This is a genomic window from Thioalkalivibrio denitrificans (assembly GCF_002000365.1).
Classification (GTDB): domain Bacteria; phylum Pseudomonadota; class Gammaproteobacteria; order Ectothiorhodospirales; family Ectothiorhodospiraceae; genus Thioalkalivibrio_A; species Thioalkalivibrio_A denitrificans.
Genome location: NZ_MVBK01000036.1, coordinates 30,284 through 37,700, shown reverse-complemented (window position 1 = coordinate 37,700; position 7,417 = coordinate 30,284). Strand labels below are relative to the sequence as shown.

The window sequence follows — 7,417 nt, the reverse complement described above, 5'->3', positions numbered from 1 at the left end:
GCATCGCAGGACATGCTTCGCTCCTTCCCGAGAGCCTCCCACGCTTTACCTGTGAACAACCTGTTGGGGTAACACAGCTAGATACCGGGAGACCGCGGTGAAGGCGGTCTCCCGGGGGTCCGTCAGATCGCCTCCAGCTTGCGCATGCTGCCGGGCAGCAGTTTGAGGTCCACCAGACCGGTGACCAGGGCCTTGGGGAAGGTGGCCTCGTCTTCGTAGACCAGCTTGTAGTACTGGACCTTCATGGTCAGCGCGGCGCCGAGGACGATGGTGGCGAAGGTGAGGAAGCCGCCGAGCGCCAGGGTCGAGGTGCCGGTGATGGCCTGGCCCACGGTGCAGCCCATGGCCAGCACGCCGCCAAAACCCATCAATATCCCGCCGATGAGGTGATTTACGAAATCCCGAGGCGACGCAAACCACTCGATACGGAACGCCTTGCTGAACAGTGCCCAGAAGAAGGAACCCAGGATCACGCCGACCAGGGAAATGACGCCGAAGTACAACACGGCGTTGTCAAAACCGGACATCACGTAACGCAGGGTCTGACCCATGGGGTTGATGAAGGTGAACGACTGGCTGGACCAGGGCATGGCTTCGGCCGGACGGGCGTCCGGGTCATCGGCCAGGAAGTCCCAGTCCTGCACGTAGGCGCGCAGCTCGTAGTTGTCCATACCGTCTGTCACCTGGACACTGCTGGTGACATACCAGGCGCCGATCACCATGGCACCGACCACGATGCCGCCAAGGATGTTGTCCCGGCTGCTGCGGAAATCCACCGACTTGAACACCCAGAACAGCAGGGCAAGACCGAGAATGACACCGATGATCAGGCGGGCGGTCACAGCGGCATCGCCGCCGGCCACGATGGAACCCAGGTCCTGGCCGGCGGCCAGGTTGATGGAGATGGCGTTGGTCCAACCGAACAGCAGCTGGTAGAGGGTCTGACCCGTGCCGAACACCGGCTGACGGCTGGTCATCCAGAAGGCGATGATGGCGATGATGATCAGCACCATCACCGACTTGATATTGCCGCCGCCCACGCGCACCAGGGTCTTGTTGCCGCAGCCGCTGCCGAAGGTCATGCCGATGCCGAACATCAGGCCACCCAGGGCATGGGCCGCCCAGTTGAAATTGCTCATGCGGTAGGGGGGGAAGGCGGAATCGGCGTTGACCATGCCGAAGAACTCGAACACCACCACGCCCAGCATGGCCACGGCAATGGCCAGCACCCAGGCCCGCATGCGGCTAAGGTCACCCATGTTGACCCAGTCGGACACGGCACCCATGGTGCAGAAGTTGGTCTTGTTGGCGACGGCGCCCAGGATGAAGGCCAGCACGAAGGTGGCGCCAAGCACGACCGCCACGGCGGTCGAGAAACTTTCGAAAACCATGTTATTCCTCCAGCGACGAACGCGAGTCGGGAGCACTGCTCCGATAGGACGGCGTCCGGACCCGATCCCCCCTGCGTTCCTGTGGTCTTGTCCGGAACACTTTTCTTCCGGCGCGCGATTATACCCGTCGGGGGGACCCCTGTCATGGTTCGGTGCAGCAGTGCGGATCGGGGTCTGGTTACCCGAGAATCAGCCGCCCCGGTAGCGGGTGGCATCCGCCACGCCCGCCTGGGCAAAGCCTGCCGCACGCAAGCGGCAGGCATCGCACACGCCGCATGCGCGCCCTTGCTCGTCCGCCGCGTAGCACGACACCGTGGCACTGAAATCCACCCCGAGGTCCAGTCCGCGGCGGATGATCTCCGCCTTGCTCATGTCCAGCAGGGGCGCATGTATGGTGAACGCCCGGCCCTCCACGCCGGCCCGCGTGGCGAGATTCGCCAGGCGCTGGAAGGCCTCGATGAAGGCCGGCCGACAGTCCGGGTAACCGGAGTAGTCCACGGCATTGACCCCGATGAAGATATGCTGCGCGGGCAGGACCTCCGCCCAGGCCAGTGCGATGGACAGAAACACGGTGTTGCGCGCCGGCACATAGGTGGCGGGAATACCCTTGGTGGGCTCCCGCGGCACCTCGATGCGCTCATCGGTCAACGCCGATCCGCCGAACAGGGAGAGGTCGAGATCCACGATGCGGTGCTCGACCGCGCCGAGCGCCTCCGCCAACCGGGCGGCCGCCTCCAGTTCAACCCCGTGGCGCTGGCCGTAACGAAAGCTCAGCGCATGGCAGACATAGCCCTGCTCGCGGGCCATGGCCAGCACGGTGGCGGAATCCATGCCGCCGGAGAGAAGGACGATGGCGTTGTTCATGAAGGCAGGGACAAGGTACAAGGGTAAAGGTACAAGGGCTGGGCACTCACCTTCCCGGTTCATTTCCCCAAACGTATTTGTGCATCTGGATCTGGAATCGTACGTCCAGACGGTCGGCCACGATCCAGTCGGCCAGTTCGCGGGCGGGCAATTGCTCGTGGCTGGGGGAGAACAGGATCTCGCAACGGGCACCAATGTCGTGGGTCGCTACGGTCTGCTTGGCCCAGTCGTAATCCGCCCGGTCGCAGATGACGAACTTCACCTGGTCCCTCAGGGTCAGGTAGCGAAGGTTCTCGAACAGATTGCGATCGCACTCCCCTGAGCCCGGCGTCTTGATGTCCATGACCTTGACGACGCGGGGATCGACCCCCGCCACTTCCATGGCGCCGCTGGTTTCCAGCGAGACCTCGTAGCCCTGGTCGCACAGGCGCTTGAGCAGAACCTGACAGGGTTTCTGGGCGAGGGGCTCACCTCCAGTGACGGTCACATGGCGCACACCATAGTCGTCCACGCGCTCCATCACCGCATCCAGGGACATCCATTCACCACCGGTGAACGCATAGGCCGTGTCGCAGTAGCCGCAGCGCAACGGACACCCGGTCAGGCGAACGAACACCGTGGGCCACCCCACGGTGCGCGACTCACCCTGAAGCGAGAGAAAGATTTCGGTGATCCGAAGGCGGTCGGTGTCGGTCTGTATGGAAGTCATGGCTATGGCGCGGGAAAGCGATGATGGATGAAGAATGAACAAGGCTCGCCGTCCCGGCAGCCCCGTCACCTCTGTAGAAGGCCCGCCCCCCAGACCGAGTTCCCACGTTCGGGCTGTTCGGCCCAGGGGCGGGCACACGATCAGGATTTCAGGTTTGATTCATCCTTCATCCTTCAACCTTCATCCTTGGAATCACCGCCCCTCGTCCCTCATGCGCCTCAGGCGCTGCTCGGCCAGACGGGCCACGGCGCTGCCCTGGTGGTCTGCCACCACCTGCTCCAGCGCCTCGCGGGCCTCCTGCCACTGGCTCAGTTCGTAATGGGTGAAACCCAGTTTGAGCATCGCGTCGGGCACCTTGCTGCTGGTCGGATACTCGGCCATGACTTTCTCGAACTCGGCCAGTGCATTCTCGAAATCACGGCTCACGTACTTGGCTTCGCCCAGCCAGTATTGCGCGTTGGCCGCCAGCGGGCTGTCCGGATAATCGTCCAGGAAGCTGCGGAAGGCCCACACCGACTGTTCGTAGCGCCCGTCGCGCAGGAGATCGAAGGCGGCCCGGTAGGCCTGCTGATCGCCCTCGGCCGGCACCGCCGGTGCGCCAGGCTCTGCCGGCACACCCGGTTCCGCCACGATGGGCACATCGGGACGTGCCGGGCCGGGCGAGACCTGCACTCCGCCCTCCTCCAGCGCCTGCAGGCGACTGTCCACATCCAGGTAGAGATCCCGCTGGCGATTGCGCAGGCTTTCCAGTTCGTGCCGGTTGGTCTCCGCGTCGCCCCGCATGGCCCGGACCTCCTGCTCCAGCGCATCCAGCCGGCGCATCATGTCCAGCAGGGCCTGGTTGTCCATGAGCCGCTCCAGGCGCTGGATGCGCGCATCCAGCTGCCTGGGATCAGGCGGTGGCGGTTGCTGTTGCGCGACGGCCAGCGCCGGCAGCAGCACTGCCGGCACGAGAAGCAGCCGTGCGCGGGAAAGAAACGTCATCACATGCCTCCCAACTCATACACGAGTTCCACGCGACGGTTCTGGGCCCAGGATTCCTCGTCGCGCCCGAAGGCCGCGGGCACCTCCTCGCCATAACTGATCACCTGGATCTGATCGGCCCGCGCGCCCTGCAGCATGAGCATGCGCTGCACCGACTGGGCGCGGCGCTCACCCAAACCCAGATTGTACTCCCTGGTGCCGCGCTCGTCGGTATGCCCCTCGGCGCGTATGCGAATACCCGGATTGTCCGCCAGGAACTGGCCGTGGGCGATGATCACGTCCTCGAACTCGGACCTGATCTCGCTGCGGTCGAACTCGAAATAGATGATGCGCTCGGACAGCGGGCTGTCAGGATCGTCCAGGGCGGCGGCAATGAGTCGACCTTCCGGATCCAGCGGCATCGTCTCCACGCCGGGATCCGGCACCCGAGCTGCCGGGTCCCGTGCATCAGGTACCGCCACGGGGTCTTCCTCACCGGGGCGTGTGGCCTGGGCGCAGGCACCCAGGGCAAAGGCGATCAGGATGATGGTCAGGATCTGCAGGCTGTACTTCATAAGAGGCTTCCTCATTGGATAGTCAATTCACAGATGTTCGTTCACATATGGTGTCGTTGGCGTCATATCAACACATCGGCGTCAGTCCAGAAAGGGTGACCAGGCCGGCTCGCGCACCTCGCCTTCCTGCAATACCAGGCTCTGGCGCACCCGTCCGTCGGCGCTGACCGCGGCCAGCTCACCCTGTCCGCGGGCGCCGGCCGTGGCGTATATGATCATGCTGCCGTTGGGGGCGAAACTGGGCGCTTCGTCAAGGCGTCCGTCCGTGAGCAGCCTGAACAGGCGGTTGCTCCGATCCAGCACAGCGATGCGAAACCGCCCGCCTTCGCCGTTGACCATGGCGATCAGGCGTCCGTCCGGGGACACCGTGGCATTGCCGTTGTAACGTCCCTCGAAGCTCAGCCGGCGCGCCTGGCCGCCATTGGCGCTCACCTCGTAGATCTGCGGACTGCCGCTTCGATCCGAGGTGAACAGGATGCTGCGGCCGTCCGGCATCCACTCGGGCTCCGTATCGATCGAGCGGCTGTCGGTGAGCTTGCGCAGCGACCTGTCGGAGAGATTCAGGATATAGATGTCGGGCTGCCCGTCCCGGGACAGCGTCAGGGCCATGAGCCGGCCGTCCGGTGACCAGGCCGGCGCGCTGTTGATGCCCTCGTGGCTGGCGATCAGTTCCCTGCCGCTGCCGTCCACGTTCTGTACGTACACCTCCGAGCGTCGGTTCTCGAATGACACGTAGGCCAGACGCCGGCCGTCCGGTGACCAGACGGGCGAGAGGATCGGCTGAGTGGACCGGAAGATGGTGCGCGGCCGGTGGCCATCGGCATCGGCCACCTGCAGCGCGAAGCGCAACTGGTCGTTCTCGCGCGTCACGCTGACGTAGGCCACGCGGGTGCTGAAGGCGCCGCGCACGCCCGTGATCTGCTGGTAGATGATGTCGCTGATCATGTGCGCCGCGCGGCGCAGGTCGTTGCTGCTGGAGATGGGGATGCGATGACCGGTGCTCTGGCGCCCGCTCACCGCATCGAACAGCCGGAACTCCACGACGTAGCTGTCCTGACCCGTGGCCTGAAGGTTGCCGATGACCACGTGTTCGACGCCGGCGTCTCGCCAGGCACGAAAATTCACGTCGCCGCTGGTGGTCGGGCGCTGGGGCATGCGCCCGCGCTCCAGGGGAGCGAACTGTCCGCTGCGGTGCAGGTTGGCCTGCACGATGGACGCGATGTCCTCGGGGGCGCTGGTCCCGCTCCCCTGCCAGCCGAAGGGCACGACGGCAATGGGCATCGCGCCCTCGACCCCCTGGGTGATGCGGATCTCCAGGGCCGCCTTGGCCCCCATGGGCAGCAGGACAAAAAACAGCAGCAGCGCGCGCAGGGCAATATTCAGTCTCATGGGATATCCGGGTACCAGGGTCATGTCGGTTCAAAGGTGAAGCGCAGTTCGCGCGCAAACAGTTCCGGGTCCGGCGGGTCCGGCAACGGCTCCGCCTTGCGCACCGCGGCTTCCACGGAGCGACAGAAGGCGGCATCGCCGGTGCAGCGTTCGATGCGCACCTCCTGGATGTAGCCGCCGGGGGTCTGGCGCACGTAGACCACCGCCATCTGCCCGGACTGAAAACCCGTGGGCCGCAGCCAGTTGCGCTCCACCGCACTGCGGATGGCGGCGATGTACTGGGGCCGCTGGCTGTCGAGCCGCGCCTGGCGCGCCGCCTGACGCCGTGCCTCCTCTTCCTGGGCCCGGCGCTGTGCTTCCTCGCGCAGGCGCTGCTCCTCGGCCCGCAGGGCCGCCAGCCGGCGTTCCTCTTCCGCCTTGCGTTCCTCTTCCAGGCGGCGCTGACGTTCCGCCTCAGCACGCCGGGCCTCTTCCTCCCGGCGCCTCTGCTCGGCCTCGGCTTCGGCCCGGCGGCGGGCCTCCTCTTCCTGGCGCTTGCGTTCGGCTTCCGCTTCCGCGCGGCGGCGTGCTTCCTCCTCCTGGCGCTCGCGTTCCGCCTCGGCCTGGGCCTGCCGTCTGGCCTCTTCCTGGCGGCGGGCCTCTTCCTGGCGCCGGCGTTCGGCATCCGCCTCTGCCTGACGACGCGCCTCGTCCTGGCGCCTGCGCTCCGCCTCGGCCTCTGCCTGGCGGCGGGCCTCCTCCTGACGACGCCGTTCCGCCTCCTCGGCGCGCCGGCGTTCCTCTTCGAGCTGCCGACGCTCTGCCTCACGCTGTTCCGTCTCGATGCGGTCGAAGGTGCGGCCATCCACGGCCACCGCCTCGATCACCTGGAAATCCTCGGCAGGCTGCACCGTGAATTCCAGTGCCGCCGCCTGGCTGCGCGGCGTGAACTCAAAACCGGCCAGCATGGCCACCAGCAGCAGCACGTGCGCCACGGACACCACGGTCAGGATGCGCGGATGCTCTTTTAAGGTCTGCCACATGGTCCGCTTACCGGTCGGGCTCCGCGGGATCGGTGATCAGCCCGACGCGCGCCACTCCGGCGGTCTGCACGGTCACCATGGCGTCCACCACCCGTCCGTAATCCACGTGCCGATCACCGCGCACGTACACCTGCACGCCCGGCCGCTCGGAGAGCAGCCCGGCCACGATATCACTCAGGGCATCCCGGTCCAGGGGCTCGTTGACCCGCGGGCCCTGGTTGAGCGTCACCTGTCCGTCACGGGCCACCGTCACCACCACCGGCTCGCCCTGGTCCTGGTCACGTTCCAGGGCCTCTGCATGCGCCTCGGGCAGATCCACCTCCACCCCCTGCTGCAGCAGCGGCGCGGTGACCATGAAGATGATGAGCAGCACCAGCATCACGTCGATGAACGGCACGACGTTGATCTGCGACATGGGCCGCCGGCGTTGTGCCTTGTCCTTCGCCAGGGCCATCTAGCAGCCTCTCGGACTTAGGTGTCCGTAGTGAGCAGCAAAGGAGAGCG

Annotated in this window: 8 protein-coding genes; all 8 read right to left on the bottom strand. The window is 65.9% G+C overall.

Annotated elements, in window-relative coordinates:
* Window positions 1-122 precede the first annotated feature (122 nt).
* A complete protein-coding gene (locus B1C78_RS06515; RefSeq protein ID WP_077278346.1) occupies window positions 123-1,391 on the bottom strand; it encodes a YeeE/YedE family protein in 1,269 nt (422 codons plus the stop codon).
* 189 nt (window positions 1,392-1,580) lie between these two features.
* Window positions 1,581-2,255, bottom strand: a complete 675-nt coding sequence (queC, locus tag B1C78_RS06510; RefSeq protein ID WP_077278349.1) for a 7-cyano-7-deazaguanine synthase QueC — start codon at window positions 2,253-2,255, stop codon at window positions 1,581-1,583.
* A 46-nt stretch (window positions 2,256-2,301) separates the two neighbouring features.
* Window positions 2,302-2,964: a 7-carboxy-7-deazaguanine synthase QueE gene (gene queE, locus B1C78_RS06505; RefSeq protein ID WP_077278345.1), complete on the bottom strand. Its 663-nt coding sequence runs from the start codon at window positions 2,962-2,964 to the stop codon at window positions 2,302-2,304.
* 192 nt (window positions 2,965-3,156) lie between these two features.
* Window positions 3,157-3,948 carry a tol-pal system protein YbgF gene (gene ybgF, locus B1C78_RS06500; RefSeq protein ID WP_077278344.1) on the bottom strand — a complete coding sequence of 264 codons (792 nt, stop codon included), beginning with the start codon at window positions 3,946-3,948 and terminating at the stop codon, window positions 3,157-3,159.
* Entirely contained in the window at window positions 3,948-4,502 is a 555-nt protein-coding gene (pal, locus tag B1C78_RS06495; protein ID WP_077278343.1) for a peptidoglycan-associated lipoprotein Pal, read from the bottom strand. Before pal ends, ybgF begins: the two co-directional genes overlap by 1 nt.
* A gap of 81 nt (window positions 4,503-4,583) precedes the next feature.
* Complete coding sequence (tolB, locus tag B1C78_RS06490; RefSeq protein ID WP_077278342.1) at window positions 4,584-5,891, bottom strand: Tol-Pal system beta propeller repeat protein TolB; 1,308 nt, start codon at window positions 5,889-5,891, stop codon at window positions 4,584-4,586.
* 20 nt (window positions 5,892-5,911) lie between these two features.
* The gene (tolA, locus tag B1C78_RS06485; RefSeq protein WP_077278341.1) at window positions 5,912-6,913 is read right to left on the bottom strand and encodes a cell envelope integrity protein TolA; all 1,002 of its coding nucleotides are present in this window, start codon (window positions 6,911-6,913) and stop codon (window positions 5,912-5,914) included.
* Window positions 6,914-6,920: 7 nt separating this feature from the next.
* The gene (gene tolR, locus B1C78_RS06480) at window positions 6,921-7,367 is read right to left on the bottom strand and encodes a protein TolR (RefSeq protein ID WP_077278340.1); all 447 of its coding nucleotides are present in this window, start codon (window positions 7,365-7,367) and stop codon (window positions 6,921-6,923) included.
* Between the last annotated feature and the right edge of the window lie 50 nt (window positions 7,368-7,417).

Bases quoted from the DNA above. Each gene is read 5' to 3' on its own strand.
- tolR (WP_077278340.1), bottom strand. From the start codon at position 7,367: ATGGCCCTGGCGAAGGACAAGGCACAACGCCGGCGGCCCATGTCGCAG.
- pal (WP_077278343.1), bottom strand. From the start codon at position 4,502: ATGAAGTACAGCCTGCAGATCCTGACCATCATCCTGATCGCCTTTGCC.
- B1C78_RS06515 (WP_077278346.1), bottom strand. From the start codon at position 1,391: ATGGTTTTCGAAAGTTTCTCGACCGCCGTGGCGGTCGTGCTTGGCGCC.
- queE (WP_077278345.1), bottom strand. From the start codon at position 2,964: ATGACTTCCATACAGACCGACACCGACCGCCTTCGGATCACCGAAATC.
- queC (WP_077278349.1), bottom strand. From the start codon at position 2,255: ATGAACAACGCCATCGTCCTTCTCTCCGGCGGCATGGATTCCGCCACC.
- tolA (WP_077278341.1), bottom strand. From the start codon at position 6,913: ATGTGGCAGACCTTAAAAGAGCATCCGCGCATCCTGACCGTGGTGTCC.
- tolB (WP_077278342.1), bottom strand. From the start codon at position 5,891: ATGAGACTGAATATTGCCCTGCGCGCGCTGCTGCTGTTTTTTGTCCTG.
- ybgF (WP_077278344.1), bottom strand. From the start codon at position 3,948: ATGACGTTTCTTTCCCGCGCACGGCTGCTTCTCGTGCCGGCAGTGCTG.